General features: G+C 53.8%; 21 protein-coding genes. 7 read left to right on the forward strand and 14 right to left on the reverse strand.

What is annotated here, in order from left to right:
* The first annotated feature begins 167 nt into the window (after nt 1–167).
* Nucleotides 168–3,722, forward strand: a complete 3,555-nt coding sequence (locus NNN71_RS15650) for an autotransporter outer membrane beta-barrel domain-containing protein (protein ID WP_271458864.1) — start codon at nt 168–170, stop codon at nt 3,720–3,722.
* A 318-nt stretch (nt 3,723–4,040) separates the two neighbouring features.
* On the opposite strand, the gene fadR is transcribed toward NNN71_RS15650, so the two are convergent.
* Nucleotides 4,041–4,760, reverse strand: coding sequence for a fatty acid metabolism transcriptional regulator FadR (gene fadR, locus NNN71_RS15655; RefSeq protein WP_163449261.1), 720 nt, complete (start codon nt 4,758–4,760; stop codon nt 4,041–4,043).
* A gap of 212 nt (nt 4,761–4,972) precedes the next feature.
* Here fadR and nhaB point away from each other — a divergent pair, with 212 nt between their 5' ends.
* Both nhaB and dsbB read left to right on the forward strand, forming a co-directional pair.
* On the forward strand, nt 4,973–6,526 hold the full coding sequence (gene nhaB, locus NNN71_RS15660) for a Na(+)/H(+) antiporter NhaB (RefSeq protein WP_163449262.1): 1,554 nt from the start codon (nt 4,973–4,975) through the stop codon (nt 6,524–6,526).
* Between the two features lie 139 nt (nt 6,527–6,665).
* A complete protein-coding gene (gene dsbB, locus NNN71_RS15665; RefSeq protein ID WP_163449263.1) occupies nt 6,666–7,196 on the forward strand; it encodes a disulfide bond formation protein DsbB in 531 nt (176 codons plus the stop codon).
* A 267-nt stretch (nt 7,197–7,463) separates the two neighbouring features.
* Here the strand turns inward: dsbB and NNN71_RS15670 are convergent, their stop codons facing one another.
* The 3 genes from NNN71_RS15670 to NNN71_RS15680 all read right to left on the reverse strand — a co-directional run bounded on the left by NNN71_RS15670 (nt 7,464) and on the right by NNN71_RS15680 (nt 8,999).
* Nucleotides 7,464–7,910, reverse strand: a complete 447-nt coding sequence (locus NNN71_RS15670; RefSeq protein ID WP_163449264.1) for a YcgN family cysteine cluster protein — start codon at nt 7,908–7,910, stop codon at nt 7,464–7,466.
* A gap of 93 nt (nt 7,911–8,003) precedes the next feature.
* Nucleotides 8,004–8,663, reverse strand: a complete 660-nt coding sequence (locus NNN71_RS15675; protein ID WP_163449265.1) for a fumarylacetoacetate hydrolase family protein — start codon at nt 8,661–8,663, stop codon at nt 8,004–8,006.
* A gap of 54 nt (nt 8,664–8,717) precedes the next feature.
* A complete protein-coding gene (locus tag NNN71_RS15680) occupies nt 8,718–8,999 on the reverse strand; it encodes a YcgL domain-containing protein (protein WP_163449266.1) in 282 nt (93 codons plus the stop codon).
* A gap of 127 nt (nt 9,000–9,126) precedes the next feature.
* On the opposite strand from NNN71_RS15680, the gene minC reads away from it, so the two are divergent.
* The 3 genes from minC to minE are packed head-to-tail and all read left to right on the forward strand — an operon-like array spanning nt 9,127 to nt 10,943.
* Nucleotides 9,127–9,834: a septum site-determining protein MinC gene (gene minC, locus NNN71_RS15685; RefSeq protein ID WP_223804197.1), complete on the forward strand. Its 708-nt coding sequence runs from the start codon at nt 9,127–9,129 to the stop codon at nt 9,832–9,834.
* A gap of 23 nt (nt 9,835–9,857) precedes the next feature.
* On the forward strand, nt 9,858–10,670 hold the full coding sequence (gene minD / locus NNN71_RS15690; protein WP_064544826.1) for a septum site-determining protein MinD: 813 nt from the start codon (nt 9,858–9,860) through the stop codon (nt 10,668–10,670).
* 3 nt (nt 10,671–10,673) lie between these two features.
* Nucleotides 10,674–10,943 (forward strand): cell division topological specificity factor MinE, encoded by a 270-nt coding sequence (gene minE, locus NNN71_RS15695; protein ID WP_064544824.1) that lies wholly within the window; start codon nt 10,674–10,676, stop codon nt 10,941–10,943.
* A gap of 155 nt (nt 10,944–11,098) precedes the next feature.
* On the opposite strand, the gene rnd is transcribed toward minE, so the two are convergent.
* The 5 genes from rnd to NNN71_RS15720 form a co-directional block, all read right to left on the reverse strand.
* The gene (rnd, locus tag NNN71_RS15700) at nt 11,099–12,214 is read right to left on the reverse strand and encodes a ribonuclease D (protein ID WP_271458866.1); all 1,116 of its coding nucleotides are present in this window, start codon (nt 12,212–12,214) and stop codon (nt 11,099–11,101) included.
* 81 nt (nt 12,215–12,295) lie between these two features.
* Nucleotides 12,296–13,981 carry a long-chain-fatty-acid--CoA ligase FadD gene (gene fadD, locus NNN71_RS15705; RefSeq protein WP_163449268.1) on the reverse strand — a complete coding sequence of 562 codons (1,686 nt, stop codon included), beginning with the start codon at nt 13,979–13,981 and terminating at the stop codon, nt 12,296–12,298.
* A 207-nt stretch (nt 13,982–14,188) separates the two neighbouring features.
* On the reverse strand, nt 14,189–14,770 hold the full coding sequence (locus NNN71_RS15710; RefSeq protein ID WP_223802805.1) for a Slp family lipoprotein: 582 nt from the start codon (nt 14,768–14,770) through the stop codon (nt 14,189–14,191).
* A gap of 37 nt (nt 14,771–14,807) precedes the next feature.
* Entirely contained in the window at nt 14,808–15,503 is a 696-nt protein-coding gene (gene tsaB, locus NNN71_RS15715; protein ID WP_271458865.1) for a tRNA (adenosine(37)-N6)-threonylcarbamoyltransferase complex dimerization subunit type 1 TsaB, read from the reverse strand.
* Nucleotides 15,504–15,570: 67 nt separating this feature from the next.
* Nucleotides 15,571–17,481, reverse strand: coding sequence for an ATP-dependent DNA helicase (locus NNN71_RS15720; RefSeq protein WP_167575601.1), 1,911 nt, complete (start codon nt 17,479–17,481; stop codon nt 15,571–15,573).
* Between the two features lie 128 nt (nt 17,482–17,609).
* Here NNN71_RS15720 and NNN71_RS15725 point away from each other — a divergent pair, with 128 nt between their 5' ends.
* Nucleotides 17,610–17,954: a RidA family protein gene (locus NNN71_RS15725; RefSeq protein WP_064544814.1), complete on the forward strand. Its 345-nt coding sequence runs from the start codon at nt 17,610–17,612 to the stop codon at nt 17,952–17,954.
* A 69-nt stretch (nt 17,955–18,023) separates the two neighbouring features.
* Here the strand turns inward: NNN71_RS15725 and NNN71_RS15730 are convergent, their stop codons facing one another.
* From NNN71_RS15730 to NNN71_RS15750, 5 genes are read right to left on the reverse strand one after another with little or no spacing between them, the layout of a single operon-like run.
* Entirely contained in the window at nt 18,024–19,169 is a 1,146-nt protein-coding gene (locus NNN71_RS15730; RefSeq protein WP_163449272.1) for an alginate lyase family protein, read from the reverse strand.
* A gap of 7 nt (nt 19,170–19,176) precedes the next feature.
* Nucleotides 19,177–20,271 (reverse strand): ABC transporter ATP-binding protein, encoded by a 1,095-nt coding sequence (locus tag NNN71_RS15735; protein ID WP_163449273.1) that lies wholly within the window; start codon nt 20,269–20,271, stop codon nt 19,177–19,179.
* Between the two features lie 10 nt (nt 20,272–20,281).
* A complete protein-coding gene (locus tag NNN71_RS15740; protein WP_064544808.1) occupies nt 20,282–21,121 on the reverse strand; it encodes a carbohydrate ABC transporter permease in 840 nt (279 codons plus the stop codon).
* A gap of 9 nt (nt 21,122–21,130) precedes the next feature.
* Nucleotides 21,131–22,072 carry a carbohydrate ABC transporter permease gene (locus NNN71_RS15745; protein WP_223802808.1) on the reverse strand — a complete coding sequence of 314 codons (942 nt, stop codon included), beginning with the start codon at nt 22,070–22,072 and terminating at the stop codon, nt 21,131–21,133.
* Between the two features lie 11 nt (nt 22,073–22,083).
* Nucleotides 22,084–23,373 carry an ABC transporter substrate-binding protein gene (locus tag NNN71_RS15750; protein WP_163449274.1) on the reverse strand — a complete coding sequence of 430 codons (1,290 nt, stop codon included), beginning with the start codon at nt 23,371–23,373 and terminating at the stop codon, nt 22,084–22,086.
* Nucleotides 23,374–23,457 lie beyond the last annotated feature (84 nt).

The following is a 23,457-nucleotide window of genomic DNA, read 5'->3' on the forward strand; positions in this document are numbered from 1 at the left end:
AACATACGGAATTCGAAAGCGATTTTCTCTGGCAAGCAGTTTAGGAATTTTCATGTCTTTTGGAAATTGATAGCGTTAATAACCATAGTATACTTGTGGTGTAAAATTATGTAACTTGATGTTTCTCCTGCGTGGAACTATACATAACTAAGTCATGTCACGAGCTATTGGTATTTTCTAATATTGCTCAGGCAATTACATATTATTCAGATAAAAATGAACTTCACTGCAAACGTCGTGAGGTTTTAGAGACATATGGAAATCAAGGAGCATCAATGTCTTGCTTAAATACTAAGTTATCTAAAATATCAATAATGATTGGTATTCTTCTGTCAACATCAACTGAAATTGCTAAGGCCCAAACGATAGCCGACAGCACGTCAGTTAACTTACCAGTGAACCATTCATCGGTAAGCAATACTTCTAATACTCCTGAGCTACATGCTCTGAATGCGGGATCTATTCTGTCATCAGGTACATTGAATATTTCTACCACAGGAGGCAACTCCGAGGGGGTGCTTGCCCAATCGGGGGGAACAGTCAATCTCAATGGCAACTCAATTATCACGACATCGGGCAATGATTCATCCGGAATTAAAGTGGATGGTACCGATTCCTCTGTAACTAGTCAGGGGGACCTCAGTATTACAGCGAATGGAAGCTCATATGGCATATATGCATTGAACGGCGGTAAAGTTGACGTTTCTGGCGGAACATTAAACGTAACGGCTAACAATGATGCATCAGTTAACGGCCCATATAGCGCAATTGAAGCTAACGGAAGCGGAACAGCGGTAGTTATCAATGCTGGAGGACTGATTCAGACCTCATCTCTTCTCCCCTCCGGAGGCGGGGTAAACTCGTCTGCAGTTTCTGCATCAAACGGGGCAAGCATCGTACTTAATGGCACATCATCGTCTAAATTAAATATCAAAACAGTTGGGGATACCGCGCATGGTATCTCAATGGACGCAAATGGTGTGGGTACTACCGTGCATGGCAGTCATTTAGCAATCTCCACATCTGGCGCAAATGCTAATGGCGTATTTGTTGGTGATGATTTTTCGCTTAGCGACTCAACCGTAAATACATCCGGGGCAGATGCAGACGGTATTAAATTGCTGGGTAGCAATAGCCATGGCGCGATACAAGATTCATCTATCACTACCAGCGGTGCGAGTGCCGATGGTATTTCTGCTATAACAGGTGGAGTGTCAGAACTCAATAGCGTATCAATCAACACTACTGGTGATGACTCTTCTGGCATATACGCCAGTAATTCAGGAAAAGTGAGCTCGCAAGGTCTCTTAAGTATCAACTCAACTGGGAGTGGTTCAGCGGCGATTGTTGCTCAAGATAATAGTAACATCGAAATTCGCGATCAATTCAACATTGTAAGTACAGGTGATGATGCGTCGGCTATATCTGCTACAGATAGCAGCACAATCACATTGTCAGGGAATGGTGTTGTAGAAAAGAATTCATCATCGTCCATATTCACAACCTCTGCGATTTATGCTGCCACCGGAAGTCATATTTCGCTTCAGGGTACTGATTCCATAAATGTCAACACAACAGGTGCGAACATTCATGGTGTTTATGTAGATGGCAATGGTGATGTGAACAACCCAACAGTTGTATCGCTCTCAAAAACGAACATTTCAACTTCAGGATTTGGCGCTCTTGGCGTATATGCCATAAACCAAGGAGCCACCACCAATGTTACTGATAGCTATATAAACACAAAAAATTCATCTGCTGCCGGTCTCATGACAAGGGATGGTGCAGTAGCCAATATTAGCAATTCAAATATACTTACCGAAAATCATATTTCAGCCGCCGTACGGGCTGTTTCTGGTGGCACGATCAATGCGACAAATAGTGCATTTGAAACCAAAGGCAACTATTCTCCTGGCGTTTCTCTTGAAGGTGGTAATGTAGTTCTTAATAATACAACTGTTAAAACTGAAAATAGCATACAAAGTCCAGCGATTCTGCAAAATCGTGGTGTATCTACGCTTTCAATGACTGGTGGTGAATTATCTTCACTTGCTGGTGAGTCTATTTATGCTATAGAAGGCGACGGCACAATCGAGTTAAATGGGGTTAATGCAACCGTTAACAATGGGATATTTATTAATAATACTGGCGCAGCAGAGTTAGATGTCACCGCTGATAATAACTCTGTAATCATGGGAGATGCGCTTAACACATCGTCATCTACGGCTTCACTTTCACTGAATAATAGCGCTGTCTGGACAGGTAAATCTGTTGATATGACAAGTCTTAACATTTCCAATAGTAGTCAATGGAATGTGACTGGGGACTCAAACGCTGAAACCATTACATTAAATAACGCCTTGGTTAACTTCCAAAGTAGTAGTGTTAATGATGTTAAGAACATTACGACTAATTCTTTATCCGGGAATAATGGAACAATAAACTTTAATACTGTACTTAATGAAGGTGACTCTAACTCAGTTACAGATAAAATTATAGTTAACGGCGATGCCACGGGTAGCTATAAGATCAATATCAATCAGATTGGTGGAAATGGCGCACTGACGGTAAACGATGGAATTAAACTTGCGTCCATCAGTGGTCAGGACTCTACTTCCATAGCGCTATCAAAACCTGTTGTAGCTGGTGCATATGAATATCTTGCGTATAACGGTGGCCAATCTGGCAATGGATGGTATTTGCGTTCGATTTTAGAACCGACTCCAGAGACGACCCCAAACCCAAATTCGAATCCGACCCCAACATCGAAGCCATCATATAACCCATCAGTGCCTGGCTACGTTATCGCCCCATACTTAAACCGCATGTATGGTTATCAGACCGTTGGTACTTTGCATGAAAGGGTTGGTGAACAGGAAAACATTAAAAAAGAAAGCAATATGCCTCAGGCAGCCTGGGGGCGTATTGGCGGAGGTGAGACAAAATCCAGCGCAGATCGTTTTAACTATGATGCCGATACCTGGTTTGCCCAGCTTGGCGGCGATCTTTATAACAAATTTGCCGAGGATGGCACCAGAGTACATAGTGGTGTATTTGCCACATTCGGACAAGTGAGTACTTCTGCTAAGGATTCTGCTCGCGGAATATATAAAAATAGATCGACCACAACAGGTAAGATCAACGCTAAAGGCTACGGTTTTGGCGCTTATTACACATCATATTTTTCAAATGATGTGTATTTAGATACTGTGGCTCAATATACTCATTATCGTAATGATTATAATAGTATTTACGGTAGTGATGCTACCCAGAATGGTGATGGTATAACTTTATCTGTGGAAGCGGGTAAGCCGTTCAAATATACCAACGGTTTGTATCTGGAACCTCAAGTTCAGCTAATGTATCAATACCTTCATTTAGATGCGACAAATGATGGTATTGCCTATGTTAAATCAACATCAGATAACTCAGGCCTCGCTCGCATAGGCGGACGACTCGGTTATGATAGTGTTAAAACCTCCAAAGCGCATCCATATTTGACGGCAAACGTTCTCACCAATATTGGTCGTTCGCCAGACGTCACTGTGAGCTCAGTGAGAATGAACCAAAATTACTCTGATCAATGGTATGAACTAGGCGGTGGTTTTACCGGTGATATCACCAAAAACGCATCGTTATATGCTGATATGAAATATCAGCATGACTTTGAAGGGAATATGCATGGTTTTGCCGGTAATCTAGGCGTTCGGGTTAACTGGTAATTTTTAAAAGCGGTAGATTTGTATCTACCGCTTTTTACTTACCTACCAACATTACATATTCGACCCATCACTTAAACTGGTAGGCAGCCCTACAATCAACAGCCAGGGAATATTACGTTTATGTGTCTTACTGTATCACTGGCATCAAGCGCCCGAGAAAATCATGCGTACGGGCTACGCGCACTGGATATAGTGAAATCAGACTAGCAGCAAAAAAGCCCCATCAGAGAAGTGATGAGGCTATTGGCGACAACCATCCGGAACGTTCAACCGATTATTTTACTGACTCAATCAGTGTTGCGTATGACCCGTTTATTGTTAACGTCCATGCAGGGATAAATCCCCCGGCAGCGACTTCTGCATACGATGCCAGATCTCGCCACTTTCGTGCCCGTAGCGGCGCACCGTCTCATAGACCTTCTCGTACTCGCCCTTCTCACACAGCTCAATCAGCTTATGATAGAAGCCCAGGCCCAGCGCACGCGCTTCCGGGCTGGAGAAATAGTGGCGTCCCAAACGCGTATAGAGCCCTTTCATCCCGTTGAGGATCAGACCATAGATCGGATTACCGGAGGCAAACGCCAGACCACGGAACACGCTGTAATCCAGTTCAGCAAAAGCGTCGGCATGGTCGGCAACTTCACGCGTTGTCGCCAGCACTTCCAGCGCTTTCTCCGGGTGCTGACGGAATGCGGTACGAATATAGATGGTGGCGATATTGGTGCGCACTGACAGCAGATTATCAATCAGCTGCGGCACGCTGTCATGATCGAGACGCGCCAACGTTTCCAGGATATTAAGCCCGGATGTCTCCCAAAAATTGTTGACCTTCGTCGGTTTACCGTGCTGAATCGTCAACCAGCCATCTCGCGCCAGGCGTTGCAACACTTCACGTAAGGTAGTACGGGTAACCCCAATTAATTCAGAGAGTTCGCGTTCTGCCGGAAGAATCGACCCAGGTGGAAAACGGTTATTCCAGATGCTTTCGACAATATACTCTTCCGCGAAACCCGCCGGGCTTTGCGCCTTAATGACCATAGTAAAAATTCCATTACACAGCGTTGCAATTGGACTCATCATACCAGAGCCAACATTGAGCAGATAGCAGGGCAACGGAATTAAAAAGGGATCGCCGTTTCATTTTTCATATTTCGTGGCCGGACGGAAAAGGTGCACGCCGGGGGGAATTCTGGCGGTATATCTGTTTTAATGGTAAAAAATGTCATCTTTTCAGGAGGAAGACGATTGTCATGGAAATCTCTTACGGTCGCGCTCTGTGGCGCAACTTTCTTGGTCAGTCACCGGATTGGTACAAATTACTGCTGCTTATTTTCTTAGTGATCAATCCACTGGTGTTTTTGATCAATCCGTTTGTCGCCGGATGGCTACTGGTGGTGGAGTTTATCTTCACCCTGGCCATGGCGTTGAAGTGTTACCCACTGATTCCTGGCGGGCTGCTGGCTATTGAGGCCGTATTTATCGGCATGACGTCCGCTGAACACGTGCGCAACGAGGTGGCGGCTAATCTGGAAGTCCTGCTGCTGCTGATCTTTATGGTCGCCGGCATCTACTTTATGAAACAGCTGCTGCTGTTCATCTTTACCCGTTTGCTGCTGACCATTCGTAGTAAACGGCTGCTGTCGCTGGCCTTCTGTCTCGCCGCCGCGTTTCTGTCGGCATTCCTCGATGCCTTGACGGTGGTCGCCGTGATCATCAGCGTCGCGGTCGGCTTCTACAGCATCTATCATCGGGTGGTTTCCGCGCGACCGGATGATGACGACCTGCTGGACGACAGCCATATTGATAAACACTCGCGCGTGGTGCTGGAGCAGTTCCGCGCGTTCCTGCGCAGCCTGATGATGCACGCCGGTGTGGGGACCGCGTTGGGCGGCGTCATGACGATGGTCGGCGAGCCACAGAACCTGATTATCGCTAAGGTGGCGGGCTGGCATTTTGGTGAGTTTTTCCTGCGCATGTCCCCTGTCACCGTTCCGGTCTTTGTCTGCGGCCTGATCACCTGTCTGCTTTTGGAAAAGTTTAAAGCCTTTGGCTATGGCGCCGAACTGCCCGAACCCGTTCGTCAAATTCTTCATGATTTCGACGAGCGTAGCCGCAAACAGCGCTCACGCCAGGAGAGCATGCGCCTCATCGTTCAGGGGATTATTGGCGTCTGGCTGGTGCTGGCGCTGGCGTTACATCTGGCGGAGGTGGGGCTGATTGGCCTGTCGGTGATTATCTTCGCGACCTCATTTACCGGCATTACCGACGAGCACGCGATTGGTAAGGCGTTTACCGAAGCGCTGCCGTTTACCGCGCTGCTGACGGTGTTCTTCGCCGTCGTGGCGGTGATTATCGATCAACACCTGTTTGCGCCGATTATCGACTTCGTGCTGCAAGCTTCCCCGCACGCCCAACGCTCGTTGTTTTATCTGTTTAACGGTCTGCTGTCGTCGATTTCGGATAACGTCTTCGTGGGTACCGTGTATATCAACGAGGCCAAAACGGCACTCGATAACGGTGCGATCGATCTGCGTCAGTTCGAGCTGCTGGCCGTCGCTATCAACACCGGTACTAACCTGCCGTCGGTCGCCACGCCAAACGGTCAGGCGGCATTCCTGTTCCTGCTCACCTCCGCGCTTGCGCCGCTCATCCGCCTTTCCTATGGCCGTATGGTGTGGATGGCGCTGCCGTATACGATTGTGCTGACGCTGGTCGGCCTGCTGTGCGTTGAGTTTACCCTGCAGCCGATGATTGACTGGATGATGAATAAGGGAGTATTAGTACTTGCCACAATAACCCACTAATATAGCGGCGTTTATCGATGCCCGTCGGTTTTATCGCGGGCATTGCATCATCATTTACGAATTATTGCGTATAGCCAGATGGCAGGGCTATTGTTTTCGTTTACACTGCGTTTTCAAAGCACGTTCCAGGGAAATGATTATGTTGCGATATTTAAACCAGAGCTCACGTGGCCGCAGTGCCTGGTTATTACTGGCGTTAACCGCTTTTGCGCTTGAGTTAGTGGCATTATGGTTCCAGCATGTAATGCTGTTAAAGCCGTGCGTCCTGTGTATTTACGAGCGCTGCGCGCTGTTTGGCGTGATGGGCGCCGGGATTGTCGGCGCTATCGCACCGAAAAGCCCGCTGCGCTATGTGGCGCTGCTGATTTGGCTTTATAGCGCCTTCCGCGGGCTGCAGCTGGCCTGGGAGCACACGATGATTCAACTGCATCCGTCGCCGTTTATGACCTGTGATTTTATGGCCCGTTTCCCGAGCTGGCTGCCGCTTGATAAGTGGCTGCCTCAGGTGTTCGTCGCTTCCGGCGATTGCTCTGTGCGCCAGTGGGAATTCTTATCGCTGGAGATGCCGCAGTGGCTGGTGGGTATTTTTGCCGCCTACCTGATCGTGGCGCTGCTGGTGCTGATTGCCCAGCCGTTTAAACCGAAACGCCGCGACCTGTTTGGCCGCTAATTGTCGCTTGAGCCAGTGGCGATGCTATCGCTGCTGGCCCCTCTCCTACCAAATCCCCGCCAATGTCCCGATGCCATAACCGGCGACCAGCAGTAACCCCCAACCACCCAGATTGATCATAACCGCAAGTACTAACAGCTTTATTGAACTACGCATGTCCATCCCCACACCGATGCCGATAATATCTCTATCGGCAGAGTGCAGGAATTAAGGAGTGATTTTATTAACGAAAGAGTTAAAAGCGGGAGTGAAGCACGAAATCAGGCGTTAGTCAGCCCATTCTGGTTTATTCAAAATATGGTCTTGCCAGTCACGCACTTCTGACTCCTTCACCGCAATATGACGCACCGAAATACGCTCGCCATGCATCGCGGCTTTTGAACCGGTTATCAGCGGATGCCACTGCGGCAGCGGTTGACCTTCCGCCAGCAGACGATACGCGCAGGTATGCGGCAGCCACTCGAAGGTAGGCAGGTTATCGCGGGTCAGCTTGATACAGTCCGGCTCATAGTCGAAACGGCGTTCGTAGTTACGGCATTGGCAGGTCTTGATGTTTAGCTGTTTGCAGGCAACGTTGGTGAAGTAAATTTCGTCGGTGTCTTCATCCATCAGCTTGTGCAGGCAGCACTGGCCGCAGCCGTCGCACAGCGACTCCCATTCGGCATCGGTCATGTCGTCAAGGGTCTTGCTCTGCCAGAAAGGTAATTCGCTCATCGGGATGTCCACATCAAAAATCAGGGTGCTTCTTATAACCAGTCTGGCACAGGGATGCAAGTTTTGCCGCCCGATTGGGGCGGCAAGCAGGGATTACAGCACGCGGGTTGTCAGAGAATAGCCGTTAAACAGCACGTCCAGTTCATCACCACCGTGGAGCGGGCCGACGCCTTCCGGCGTACCGGTCAGCACCACGTCGCCCGGCTTGAGGGTGAAGAAGCGGCTCATGTAGGCAATCAGCGGCACGATTTTGTGGATCATATCCGCCGTCGAGCCCTGCTGACGCACTTCACCGTTCACCTTCAGGCCCAGCGTGGTATTTTGCGGGTCGCCTTCGAAGGCTGCCGCCGGGATAAAACCGGAGATCGGGCAGGAATTATCAAAGCCTTTCGCTTTTTCCCACGGTTGCCCGGCCTTTTTCATTTTGCTCTGCACGTCGCGCAGCGTGAGGTCCAGCGCGACACCATAACCCGCAATAGCCTGCATGACGTGATCTTCCGTCGCCTGACGCAGCGTCGCGCCAATCAGCACCGCCAGCTCTACTTCATGGTGCACTGACCCCAAGCCCTGCGGCAGAATCAGCGGCTGGCGCAAGTCGCAGAGTGCGGTTTCTGGCTTAATAAACAGCACGGGCTCTTCCGGCGTCGCGCTGCCCATCTCCTGGATATGCTTTGCATAATTACTGCCAACACAGACAACTTTGCTTACCGGGTAATCCAGCAGCGCACCCTGCCAGTTATGATGTTGATACATACTTTTCCCTTATTTGTTGTGTAACCAGGAACAGACATTAGCCGGAAGCGAAAACTATTCGCCCTTATTTTTGACGTCGGCCAGATGCTGTTTCAACAGATTTTCAGGCGGCGGTGGCATCTGTAAATAATAGCCCTGATCTTTTAACGCCTGTTTTACCTTTTCCAGATCGGCATTGATAAGCTTCTTGCGTCCGTCCAGCGGCAACAGCATCGCCAGCTGCGGCTGGCCGAAGCCCTGCATCAGTTCTTCCGGGACGCGAGAGAAATCGTCTTTTTTTTCGACATACAAATAGGTTTGATCACGTTTAGAACTACGATAAATCACACAAAACATACTTTATACTCGGAATTAGGACTGTGGTTACTTGCTTGAATATATTAGTGACTATAACATGACAGATAGTCTTCGGAATATCGCCGCGCGCGAAGCTGCGATAAATAGCAAATTGAGTAAGGCCAGGATGTCAAACACGCCAATCGAACTTAAAGGCAGTAGCTTCACCTTATCGGTGGTCCATTTGCATGATGCAAGACCCGAGGTTATTCGTCAGGCGTTAGAAGACAAGGTCGCCCAGGCTCCGGCTTTTTTCCGTCATGCCCCGGTTGTGGTCAACGTCAGCAACCTTGAAGAGTTTACCCAGTGGCGCGCGATTCAGCAGGCGATTATGGCTGCCGGTCTGCGTATCGTGGGCGTCAGCGGCTGTAAAAATCCGCAGTTCAAAGCGGCCATTGACCAATCGGGCCTTCCTTTACTGACTGAAGGTAAAGAAAAAGTTGTTCGTGCCGCGCCCGTTGAGCAGCCCAAACCCACTGAACCCGAGCCAATTGTTAGTCCGATCACAAAAACGCGAATGATTGATACGCCAGTACGTTCCGGTCAGCGCATTTATGCACCAAACTGTGATCTGATTGTGACAAGCCACGTCAGTGCAGGTGCTGAGCTGATTGCCGACGGTAATATTCACGTGTATGGCATGATGCGTGGACGCGTTCTGGCGGGCGCCGGCGGAGACCGGGAAGCACAAGTATTTTGTACCCACCTGGCTGCGGAGCTGGTCTCCATCGCCGGGGAATATTGGCTGAGCGACCAGATCCCAGCCGAATTTTATGGCAAAGCGGCGCGTCTGCGGTTAGACGACAGCGCTTTGACTATTCAACCGTTAAATTAATCCCTTTTTAACAAGGAATTTCTATGGCACGCATTATTGTTGTGACTTCAGGTAAAGGGGGCGTGGGTAAGACCACCTCCAGCGCGGCCATCGCGACTGGTTTGGCGCAGAAGGGAAAGAAAACGGTCGTTATCGATTTTGATATCGGTCTGCGTAACCTTGACCTCATCATGGGCTGCGAACGTCGCGTAGTGTATGATTTTGTTAACGTTATTCAGGGTGATGCCACGCTGAACCAAGCATTAATCAAAGATAAACGTACCGAGAATCTCTACATTCTGCCGGCTTCGCAGACGCGCGATAAAGATGCGCTGACTCGCGAAGGCGTCGAGAAAGTCCTCGACGAGCTGAAAAAGATGGAATTCGACTTCGTGGTCTGCGACTCCCCTGCGGGTATCGAAACCGGCGCACTGATGGCGCTGTACTTCGCCGACGAAGCCATCATCACCACCAACCCGGAAGTCTCCTCGGTACGCGACTCAGACCGTATCCTGGGCATCCTGGCCTCCAAATCCCGTCGTGCGGAAAATGGTGAAGAGCCGATTAAAGAGCACCTGCTGCTGACGCGCTACAACCCAGGCCGCGTGAGCAAAGGCGACATGCTGAGCATGGAAGATGTGCTGGAAATCCTGCGCATCAAACTGGTTGGCGTTATCCCGGAAGATCAGTCCGTCCTGCGCGCCTCAAACCAGGGTGAACCGGTTATTCTGGATACCGTGTCTGACGCAGGCAAAGCCTACGCTGATACTGTAGATCGTCTGTTGGGAGAAGAACGTCCTTTCCGCTTCATTGAAGAAGAGAAGAAAGGTTTCCTCAAACGCCTGTTCGGAGGATAAATTATGGCATTACTCGACTTTTTTCTCTCACGGAAAAAGAATACCGCCAACATTGCTAAAGAACGCCTGCAAATCATTGTCGCGGAACGTCGCCGCAGTGACGCAGAACCGCACTATCTGCCGCAGTTAAGGAAGGATATTCTGGAAGTGATTTGCAAGTACGTGCAGATTGACCCAGAAATGGTCACGGTGCAGTTAGAGCAAAAAGACGGGGATATTTCGATTCTGGAACTCAACGTCACGCTGCCGGAAGCGGAAGAGTCAAAATCCTGACTTTCGGTGGTGTAAAAAAAGGCGCTAGTGATAGCGCTTTTTTTGTGTCCGGAAACCGCGTGTAGCCTGATAAGCAAAGCGCCATCAGGCAGCTCCTCGCCCAACGATTGTATTGCCGGATGGCGGCGTTGCCTTATCCGGCCTACAGTCAGGATTTAACGCGGATACTCTGCCAGCAACTTATCCAGCGCGCCGGACAGCAGCTCACCGCGCCAGCCGGAAATCATTTCCGGCGCGGTATGACGCGGCTTCAGCTGCCAGTGCCAGTTCAGCAGCTGGTTAATCTGGCGACGCGAGGCGAGCATCTCGGCGCTGACGTCGTTCGCCTGCCCCACTTCCTGCACCAGCGCCTTAATCTCTTTAAACGCTTTGCGGTAACCCGGCATGTCCATCAGGTTCTGCAGCGGCTCCGGCAGCGCGTCATCAGACAACGCCTGCGCTTTCTCAACCAGGCTAATCAGCGTTTTTCCGTGGAAGCGAATTTCGCTGCCCGACAGCCCGAGACTATCCAGCTCACCGAGGCTGCCCGGCATATAGCGCGCCACGCTCCACAGGTGCTCTTCACGTACCACGAAATTCACCGCCAGGTCGCGCTCACGCGCCTTGCGCAGACGCCAGTCGGCCAGCAGTTGCAAACAGGCCAGTTGGCGAGTGCGCAGTTGCCAGGCGTTGGTAATATCACGCCACGCCTCGCGTGGGTCAGTCACTTCCTGACGGCGTTGTTGCATCAACTGGCATTCATTCAGCGCCCAATCAAGGCGCCCTTTCTGCTCGGTTTCCGCCATCAGCTTGTGGGCTATCGGCAACAGATACCAGACGTCCGCCGCCGCGTAGTCGCACTGACGCGAGGTCAGCGGGCGCGCCAGCCAGTCGGTACGCGACTCGCTCTTATCCAGCTCAACGCCGGAGTATTCAGCGACCATCGCGGCAAAGCCCCAGGACATCGGGCGACCACAGAAAGCAGCCAGCACCTGCGTGTCGATCAGCGGCTGCGGCATGGCGCCGAAAACGTTCATAAAGACTTCTAAATCTTCACTGCCCGCGTGCAGGAACTTGGTGATGTTGCGGTCCTGCATAATCGCCTGCAACGGCGACCAGTCGGTGATATCCAGAGGATCGATCAGCGCCGTACGCTCTCCATCGAAAAGCTGAATCAGGCCCAGCTGCGGATAGTAGGTGCGGGTGCGGACAAACTCGGTGTCCAGCGCGACGGCGGTTGTCTGACGAACGGCGTCGCACAGCGTGTGCAGCGCATCGTTGGTGGTGATCATCTGATAGTTCAAATCATACTCTCTTATTTTGTGCCAAAAAAAACGCCAGCAGAGCTGGCGTTAGGCATCATGACTCGTGACTTATCCCTTATTGTCCACTTTGGCGCGGGCTTCGTCACGTAATTCTCGTCTTAAAATTTTCCCGACGTTGGACTTCGGTAATTCCTGACGGAATTCAACCAGTTTCGGCACTTTGTATCCGGTTAGCTGACGGCGGCAGAAGGTAATCAGCGCCTCTTCGGTCAGGCTTTGGTCTTTTTTGACCACGAAGATCTTCACCGCTTCACCGCTATTGCCGGAAGGGACACCGACGGCGGCCACTTCCAGTACGCCGGAATGCTGCATCACCACGTCTTCAATTTCATTCGGGTAGACGTTAAAACCTGACACCAGAATCATATCTTTTTTGCGGTCAACGATACGCAGGAAGCCTTCCTCATCCATTACCGCGATATCGCCGGTATGCAACCAGCCGTCTTTGATAATTTCCGCGGTGGCGTCCGGGCGCTGCCAGTAGCCTTCCATCACCTGCGGCCCCTTCACGCACAGTTCGCCCGGCTGGCCGACGGCCACTTCGTTGTCGTCATCGTCCACCAGTTTCACCTCAGTTGAGGGCACCGGCAGACCAATGCTGCCACTGTGATAGTCGATATCATGCGGGTTGACGCTCACCAGCGGCGCACATTCGGTCAGGCCATAGCCCTCCAGCAGATACTGCCCGGTCAGCTTCACCCAGCGTTCAGCCACCGAATGGTTCACCGGCATTCCCCCGCCCGCCGACAGATGCAACGTGGAGAAATCGAGCTGCTGGAACTCTTTATTGTTCAGCAGCGCATTGAATAGCGTATTCACGCCGGTCATGGCGGTGAACGGGTATTTTGCCAGTTCCTTCACCAGACCCGGAATATCACGCGGGTTGGTGATCAGGATATTCTGCCCGCCCAGTTCGATAAACAGCAGGCAGTTCATGGTCAGCGCAAAGATGTGATACAGCGGCAGCGCGGTGATCACCACCTCTTTCCCTTCGTGCAGCAGAGGCCCGTAGGTCGCTTTCACCTGCTCGAGGTTGGCGAGCATATTGCGATGGGTCAGCATCGCGCCTTTCGCCACGCCGGTGGTACCGCCGGTATATTGCAGGAAGGCCACATCATCCGCCTTCACCACCGGTTTCACATACTGTAAGCGGTAGCCGCTATGCAGCGCGCGACGGAAGGAGATCGCATCCGGCAAATGGTATTTCGGCACCAGTCGTTTGATGTATTTGACGACAAAGTTGACCAGCGTCCCTTTGGCGGTCGAAAGCTGATCGCCCATGCGGGTCAGAATCACGTGCTTAACCTGAGTTTTATCAACCACTTTTTCCAGCGTGTGGGCAAAGTTGGAGACAATCACGATCGCCTGCGCGCCGCTGTCGTTCAACTGATGCTCCAGCTCACGCGGGGTGTAGAGCGGGTTGACGTTGACCACGATCATCCCGGCACGCAGGATGCCGAACAGAGCAACCGGATATTGCAGCAGGTTAGGCATCATCAGCGCGACGCGATCGCCCTGCTTCAGCCCCAGCCCCTGCTGGAGATAAGCGGCAAAGGCGCGGCTGCGCTCTTCGAGCTTACGGAAGGTCATCACTTCGCCCATATTGACGAAGCCGGGCTGATCGGCAAAGCGTGTTGCCGCGTGTTCAAACAGTTCCACCAGGGATTGATAACGGTCAGGATTGATCTCTGCCGGAACATCAGCAGGATAACGGTTGAGCCAAACCTTTTTCAAAGCATCACCTCTAAAATACGTATTCGTCGTCATCGCAACCCCAAATGATAAACTTTCGTTAACATTATATTAACTCAGCGTACCAGTTTAAGAATTAATCAGAATTAAGGTTGCGAAGCGCGTCACTCTTTATTTTTTTTATATCCATTACAACGAAGAAACAGCGGACTAGCCGCTGTTTCTTTTTTGTCTGCTTTTGCACAGATCTTATTCAGTTACGACGTTCCGAACTTCCGCTGGGCCGGGGTTATACCATCCCCAGCCGCCGTAACCGTAATTCCAGGGGTGCGGGCCAAAGACCCACGGATCGATAGGCTGCGGCGGCATCACCACCTGCTGGGTAACGCGCCAGCGTTTATAGCCGGTGGCCTGAACGTGCAGGAAATTGTACTTCGTGGTGCCCACTTTCCCTTCCACGGTGCCGACGATCGGGCCGACCACCGTCACCAGCTGGCCACGGAAATCTACCGGGTCAAGGAAACCGTTAACATCGGCATAGATACGCCCACGGGAGGCTTCGCCGAGAATCGGACGCGCGCCGCTGTCGAGCGGAACGGTGGCGATTTCCAGACGGGTGCGACCCTGCTGGTTTTCAATACCCACAACCGTGCCGCCAAAGCGCGATTCCTGGCCGACATACAGCTGCGGTGCCGCCATAACCCGAACCAGATCCTGCTGCGGCGTTGGGCTACTGCCCTGAATGGCATCCGGCACGCTGACGCAGCCGCTTAACGCTAATGCGATAAGCCCTGCAATTGCGCCACGAACGACGTATTTTTGACCTGCCATGATGCTGCTCCTGGACTCACTATTTATCTGCTTAGAGTCATTCGCGACCGGGAAGTTTCTTCCACGCCACTTCATTACGCAAATAAACCGGCTCCGCTTTCTCGACGACCACCGTTTTACCCTGCGTGAGAAGCTGGCAGGCAATTGGCAGCATATCTTCCGCCTCAGGCAGAGTCACGCCGCCGTCGTTCAGGGTCACGTTCGCGCCCTGCGCCATCTCCGGCCAGGCCGCCCAGCCGGTGCCAACGGTCGCCCACTCGCCGCTCAATTCGGCTAAACGCTGCTGTACCGCTTCCGGCTTCAGCACCGCTTCGGTTTCTTCACCGTGCCACACGCCGTGTTCATCACGCTGATACTCAGCCCAGTAGACCTCGCCCATGCGCGCGTCGATGGCGGCCAGCACGCGAGTTGCGCCCTGCTTACGCCAGGCCCCCTGCGCCATGGTTGCCAGCGTTGACACGCCGATCATCGGCAGCTCAGCGCCCAGCGCCAGCCCCTGCGCAATACCAATACCGATACGCACGCCGGTAAAGCTGCCCGGCCCACGGCCAAACGCCAGCGCGTCGAGTTCGGTGAGGCTTACGCCACTTTCAGTAAGAATATCCTGCACGATTGGCAGGATTCGTTGGGTGTGTTCCCGAGGACAAAGCTCGAAATGAGCACTGGTGCTACCTTCATTCCACAAGGCAGCCGAGCAGGCTTCCGTGGCGGTATCAATAGCCAGAATTCGCATGGTTAGTCGCGCTCTCGCAGTTACGGATCAACAAAATGGCGCGCATCTTACCACACTTTGCACCGCATTACCGCGTCGATGACAGCGCCAGGAAACGCACCGCCCGTCGAATGTCGCGAGTGCGCGGCGCGGGCGGCAGGCTGGCGAGGAACGTCGCACCATAGGGGCGCATCACCAGACGGTTATCGCAAATCACCAGCACGCCGCGATCGTCCACGTCGCGAATCAGGCGCCCAACGCCCTGCTTAAGGGTAATCACCGCGTCCGGAAGCTGGACCTCTTCGAACGGATCGCCGCCGCGCAGGCGACAGTCTTCCATCCGTGCTTTGAGCAGCGGATCGTCCGGGGAGGTAAACGGCAGTTTGTCGATGATCACCAGCGAGAGCGCGTCGCCGCGCACGTCTACCCCTTCCCAGAAGCTGCTGGTCGCGACCAGCAGCGCGTTACCGGCGCTGACAAACTGTTGCAGAAGCTGCCCCTTGCTGGTTTCCCCCTGCAACAAGACCGGCAACGTCATCGTCGCGCGAAACTGTTCGGCGAGATCGCGCATCATGGCGTGCGAAGTACAGAGCATAAAGCAGCGGCCATCGTTGGCCTCAATCAGCGGTTTGAGCATCGCCGCCAGCTGGCGCGCCGCCCCCGGTTGATTCGGCAACGGCAGATTGCGCGGCACGCATAAAAGCGCCTGGCTGGCATAGTCGAAGGGGCTGGGTAACAGCAGCGAGTGCGCCGCTTCAATACCCAGACGCTCGGTGAAATGGTGCAGATCGTCATTCACCGACAGCGTCGCCGAGGTGAAAACCCAACTGCCCGGTTTGGCCGCCATCACCTCTTTAAATTTGTCCGCCACGGTCAGCGGCGTCAGCGCCAGTGTAAAGTGGCGCGAGTTACATTCGTACCAGTAGCTGTAGCCGGGTTTGTTGATCTCTTTCAGGCGTTTCAGGCGCGCGCGGTAGAGCGTTGCGCGCTCGAAGGCGGCATCGAGCAGCGCAGAACGTCCCAGCGAGAGTTTCGCCACGTCGTAGCACAGCTCCAGCGCGTCATCGAGCAGCAGCAGCGCACGCTGCACGGCGCTATCCGCCAGCAGGTCACGCAGGTTGCCACGATAGCCCGGGTCGCCGACCTGCAGGCGAAAATCCTGCGTCGCCTGCGCCAGGCGATCCGCGCACTTTTGCAACTGCTGAGTATCTTTCAGTTCGGTGCGATAGGCGATGACCACGTCTTTCGCCAGATCCAGCAGCTGACGGCTGGAGAGCGACTGGCCAAAATATTGGCTGGCGATGTCCGGTAGCTGATGGGCTTCATCGAAGATCATCACATCGGCTTCGGGGATCAGTTCGCCAAAACCGCTCTCTTTGACCACCATATCGGCGAGGAACAGGTGATGGTTGACCACCACGACGTCGGCGTCCATCGCCTTTTTACGCGCCTTCACCACGAAACACTCCTGATACTGCGGGCAGTCGCTGCCAAGGCAGTTATCGTTGGTGCTGGTGACCAGCGGCCACGCCTGAGAATCCTCGGCGACGCTGACGCAGGTGCTGATGTCGCCATCAACCGTCTGGTTCGCCCAGCTGCGCAGTAGAATGACGTCGCTCAGGGTATTCACCGGTAGATCGCCGCCCGCCAGCGCTTGCTGTTCCAGACGCTCCAGACACAGATAGTTTGAACGCCCCTTTAGCAACGCCAGCTTGCCGGTGTAGTCCAGCGCTTTCGAAACGGTGGGTAAGTCACGGCTGTAAAGCTGATCCTGTAGTGCCTTCGACCCGGTGGAGATGATCACCTTTTTCCCCGAACGCAGCGCAGGGGCCAGATAGGCGTATGTTTTACCGGTACCCGTGCCGGCCTCAACCACCAGCGGCTGACCTTCGTCAATCGCCTGAGCGACGGCGTGCGCCATCTGGCGCTGCGGTTCACGCGGTTTAAAGCCGGTTATCGCCTGCGCAAGCTGGCCATCTGCTGCAAAATCGTCCGTCACGTTACCCCCTGGAAAAATTCCCAGTGATTATGTCAGGCCAGTCCAGGTTATGCCAGCCTAAGCCGTGACGTCGCGGCGACAATGTGGCAGTCTTAGCGCATCGACGTGATGTTAAAAAGGAAAGGAAAATGACGATTGTCCGTATTGATGCCGAAGCGCGCTGGTCTGATGTGGTAATTCATAACCAGACGCTGTACTACACCGGCGTGCCGGCAAACCTGGATGCCGACGCGTTTGAGCAGACGGCTAACACGCTGGCACAGATTGACGCGGTGCTGGAAAAGCAAGGCAGCGACAAGTCACGCATCCTCGACGCCACCATTTTTCTCGCTGACGGGGATGATTTCGCGGCGATGAACAAAGCGTGGGATGCATGGGTCGTCGCCGGCCATGCCCCGGTGCGCTGCACGGTGCAGGCGAAGCTGATGAACCCGAAATATAAAGTTGAGATTAAGATTATCGCCGCGGTATAAGCGACGATCCCCCTGGCCGGATGGCGGTACGCCGCTATCCGGCAACGCCCGCCAAACTGCCTGATGGCACTACGCTTGCCCCGGACACCACATCAGCTGTTCTTTCAGTTGCAGCGTCTCCTGCGGCACGCACTTCAGCGCTTCACGGTAGCTCGCCGCCTGCTTCGGATAACCCCGTATCGATTGCAGCAATACCCGTAGTGCGCTGTCCCAGACGATGCCCTGTAAGTCACTGTACGGCCACAGCTCCGGTTCACGGATAAACGGCACCAGATAGTCTATTCCCTGCTTCACCCCGCGTCCGTCACGGATGGTATTCCAACGGTCGAACTCCACGTGTTCGGCGTAGCGGTTGAGCAACAGATGCGCCTCAAGGTTAAACAACGAATAGTGGAACGGAATGGTACGCTCCAGTTCCATCGTCTGCTTGCCGTCCTGGTCAATTTGCGCCGCCATACGCTGAGTGATCCCCTGCTCAATAATGCGCGCCGCCAGCCCCTTATCGCCGTAGAACAGCGCGTTCACCGTGCGCTGCGCGTCGTACCAGGTGCCGTGGTTGTTGTGCCAGACATATTCAGAATGGCCAATTTCGCTGTAGTACATCCAGTGGTTAAAGTCGCGGAACCACTGGTGCAGGCCGATAATATCGTCAGTATCCAGCACGCTGGCGCCGTTAATCAGCCCGATGGTATCAACCACCATCCACAGCAGACGGGTATCAATCAGCCCGGTGCCGCGCCCGGAGACAATCCCCGGAATCGCCTGGCCGTAGTTGAGATGCGGGTTCATCCGCGTATCGCCATCAAGGAACCAACAGCGAATCTGCTGTGCGGCGGCCTGCGCATACTGACGCTGGCCGGTGAAGTACCACGCCAGTCCCAGCGTCAGGCAGCGCTCGCACATACGGATAATGCGCGAGGTATCGGTGTCGTTGTTTTCGCACTGCGGGTTGATATGCCCGTCGCGACGAATATAGGGCAGCCCATTGGGCCGCCGCGGATTCGGCCACCAGTAGGTGCCGAGACTGTAGTAATCGTGGGCGTCGCCGCTCGCCGGACGCAGTTTTTTATGCACCACGCTTTCTGGCGGCTCGCGCCGCAGCTGATCGGCCTCCGCCACCAGTTTGCTCAGCGCGAGTTGCAACGGTGAGAACGGCTGCTTGAGACCCGCGCGCGCATTTTCCAGGCAATTTTCATCCAGGGTGTACAGCTTCATTGCCACCTTATCGGCCCTCCAGGCACGCTATGCGCTGGCCGCTTTGCGCATCAAACAGATGCACACCGGAGAGCTTCGGCTGCAGCCAGATGTTGTCGCCCTCTTTCACCGCCAGGCGCTGCTTAAAGACCGACGTAAAGGCCCCGCCGCCGGTATCGCAAAACAGCTGCATATCCGACCCGGTATTCTCCACCGCCGTAACCTTCGCGGCCAGCGCATCATCCCGCGCTTCATTCACCACGTTGACCTGTTCGGGGCGGATAGCGTACACCACCTGCTGACCATTTTTCACCTGTAAACCCGCAGGCAACGCCAGCAGCGAGCCATCCTTCAGGCGCAGGCTGGTGGTCGGGCCGTTGATCACCACTTCGCCCGGCAGTTGGTTAATTTCCGGTGAACCGATAAAGCCCGCCACGAACAGGTTAGCCGGCTGGTCATACAGTTCAAGCGGCGTCCCGGCCTGCTCAATACGCCCATCGCGCAGCACAACAATCATCTGCCCCATGGTCATCGCCTCGATTTGATCGTGGGTGACGTATACCGAGGTGGTTTTCAGGCGACGATGCAGTTCGCGAATCTCGCCGCGCACCTGGGTACGCAGCTTGGCATCCAGGTTGGAAAGCGGTTCATCAAACAGGAATACCTGTGGCTTACGCACAATCGCGCGCCCCATCGCCACGCGCTGACGCTGGCCGCCGGAGAGATCCTTCGGCAGGCGCTCCAGCAGCGGCTCCAGCCCCAGCAGCGCCGCGGCTTCATCCACTTTTTGCTTAATTTCCGTCTTCGGCAGACGCGCCATTTTTAGCGCAAAGCCCATGTTTTCGCGTACCGTCATCTGCGGATAAAGCGCATAGCTCTGGAACACCATCGCGATATCACGCAGCTTCGGTTCCACCTCGGTGACGTTACGCTCATTAATATGCACTTCGCCGCCGGAAATCTCCTCCAGCCCGGCAATCATGCGCAGCAGCGTGGATTTACCGCAGCCGCTCGGCCCCACCAGCACGCAGAACTCACCGTCAGGGATAGTCAGCGACACATCTTTAATCACGTGCGCATCGCCATAAGATTTACGCACGCTGTTCAGTACAACGGATCCCATTGGTAGCTCCTTATCCTTTGACCGCGCCGGACATGATCCCGCGGTTGAAATGTTTTTGCAGACCCAGATAAACAATGATGCTTGGCAGCATCGCCAGTAGCGTAATCGCAATGAAAATGTTCGGCGTGATGCTCTCGTCGGTACGCAGCGTGCCGAGGATTACCGGAATCGTGTTCAGACTGTCCTGGTTGACCACAATCAGCGGCAGCAGGTACTGATCCCAAATCATAATGAAACCGAATGTCACCACCGTCCCCAGCGCCGGCTTCACCAGCGGCAGAATCACGTGGAAGAAAATCTGCCATTCGTTAGCGCCGTCAATGCGCGCCGCTTCTTCCAGCTCTTTCGGGATAGCCGACATAAACTCGGTCAGCACGAAGATGGAGAAGGCCCAGCCCACTACCGGCAGAATCATCCCCAGATAGCTGTTGTAGAGCGAAGCATCGATAAACGGCAGCCGCCAGTTGATGATCATGTACAGCGGAATGGCGATCACCTCTTCCGGCAGCATCATGGTCGAGAGAATCACCAGGCTGACCAGCGCGACGCCGCGAAACTTTTTGCGAGCCAGCGCGTAGGCCGCCAGCGCGCTCACCGACACCTGCAAAATGGTGCCGAAGAACACCACCAGGATAGAGTTGAGCAGGTACTGCCAGACGCCGATGTCCTGCCAGGCGAAGATAAAGTTCTCCAGCGAGAACTGGTTCGGCCACGCCAGCAGCTCGCCCGGTTTAACCGGCGCGCCGCTGAATGCGGTGGCCACGATACCCCAGAACGGCCCGACGAAAACAATCAGCAGCAGCGCGTAGATGCACCAGCGTCCTGCGGTATCCCAACGTTTACTTAACATCATGGCTCCTTAGTAACGTGCGATACGTTTTTTCAGCGTCAGATGGCAGATGGTTAACACCACCGTGAAGGCGAACAGCAGGAACGACACCGCCGAAGCGTAGCCGTAGTCGAACTGTTCGAAGCCCAGCTTATAGATGTGGGTCATGATCATCTCCGTGGCGTTAGACGGCCCGCCACCGGTCGTGGCATACACTTCGGCAAACACGCGGAAACCACGAATAAAGGAGAGCATCAGCACCACCGACAGTGCCGGAATCATCCCCGGCAGCGTGACGTAGCGCAGTCGGTTCCACCAGTTAGCGCCATCCACGTTCGAGGCGTCATACAGGTCGCGGCTGATACCGGCCAGGCCGGCGATGAAAATGACCATGTTGTACGGCACCGCTTTCCAGATATGCAGCAGCATGATGACGCCCAGCGCCTGATCCGAGCTGGCGAGGAAGCCCTGATCGGCAACGCCGAACCAGCTGAGAATATGGTTCACCACCCCGTTCGGCGTTGGGTTGAACAGAATGCGCCACATTTCGGCGACGATTGCCGCACTGGTGACCGCAGGCAGGAAAATGGCGGTTCGAATAAAGCGCAGGTGGCGCGCCGGGCCTTCCAATAACATGGCCAGGAAAAAGGCCAGTATCGCCGCGGCAAACATGGTCACCAGCACGTACAGCAGGGTGTTAACCACCGCTGCGTGCAGCTCAACGTCGGCAAACGCGCGGGTAAAGTTGGCGAACCCCACCCATTCGTCCGGCTGGTTAAAATTGACCTTGTAAAAGCTCATCACCAGACCCTGAATCATCGGGATGAACTTAAACCAGCTGAAGATCACCAGCGCCGGGGCGAGGAACAGCCACGGAATCAGCGCTCGCTTACGTTTTGCCGTCAGCCAACCAGTGGCGTCAGGCGACGCGGCTTGCTTTAGCGGCGCGGACTTCGTCTCATGCAGCGTCATCACATACTCCTTTACTTAGCCAGCACGTTTTGTTTTGCCAGCTCGGCGTTCACTTTGCCGTCAATCGTCTTCAGCTCGGCGCTGATATCGCTATTGCAATCGGCAAAGATGCGGTTGAAGCCGTCAGCGGCCACCTGACGCACCGGCGTCCAGTTCGGAATTTGCGGCACGTAGCGCCCCTGCTCGTTGTACAATTTGGCAAAGGTTTCCCAGCGTTCGTCCTGGTAGACGGCCTTCACATCCACGTTTTTGTTAATCGGCAGACGCACGACAGGAATATGCTGGCTGCCTTTACCCATGCCGATCTCCTGACCTTCCGGCGAGATCATAAATTCGATGAATTTGCGCGCGGCCTCTTTCTGCTGGCTGCTCTTCATCATAAAGACGGTGGTTCCTTCGGCGAGGGTTGCTTCGCCTTTCGGCCCCACCACCGGCACGACTTCGAATTTGTCTTTGCCCGGATCTTTATCAAACAGCGCAATGTGGTACGGGCCGCTGAAGAACATACCGCTCTGACCGGAACGGAAAGAAGGAATGACGTCGGCGGTGGTGGCGTTAATCGCCCCCGGTTGCGTGACCTTTTCGCACATCATGGTGCGCATGAAGGTCATGGCCTGCGCCACCTCCGGCGTATTCAGCGAGGCGCTGAAGGTACCGTTGTGTTCCTTGACGAAATCACCGCCCGCCTGCCAGATAAAGCTGCTCATAAACCAGCTGGCGTAGCCGCGGGTTGTGGAGGCCGGAACGATAAAGCCGTAGGTATCGTTTTTACCGTTACCGTCCGGATCCTGAGTGGTAAAGGCTTTGGCCAGGGTTTGAATATCATCCCAGCTTTTTGGCTGCGGCAGGCCCAGCTTTTCGCGCCAGTCCTTACGGACAAACAGCGCGAAGGTTTGCGCCGAGGTCGGGACGCCGTAGTATTTACCGTCGATATAGCGGGTGCTGTTCCACGCGGTGGGATACAGCTGATCGCCGCCGTTGATGGCTTTCGGGTCAATCTCTTCAGCGATACCCAACTGGATAAATTGCCCCAACGAGGCGGCATCGTTGAAAATCAGGTCAGGCAAGGCGTTACCGGCAGCGGCGCGTGCCAGGCGCTGCTCGAAGTCGGTCGTCGCGTTGAAATACTCGATTTTAATACCCGTTTTTTGCTCGAACGTCTCGGCCTCCTGTTTGTAGATATTCTTCGAGTCGTTACTTGCGCGGATCCAGACGTTAAGGGTGGTGGCGGCATAGCTTTGACCGATGCCAAGCCCCAAAGCGGAGAGAAGTAATAATGAACGTAATTTATTCGCAGACATGATGGCATATCCTTTATTGTAGGGCACAACGGTAAATAAATTCGCACCGACTGTTTTGAGAGGCAGTCGGCATTAATACAACAT

Origin of the sequence: Kluyvera sp. Awk 3 (assembly GCF_028069715.1) — a bacterium.
GTDB classification, from domain to species: Bacteria; Pseudomonadota; Gammaproteobacteria; order Enterobacterales; family Enterobacteriaceae; genus Kluyvera; species Kluyvera georgiana_A.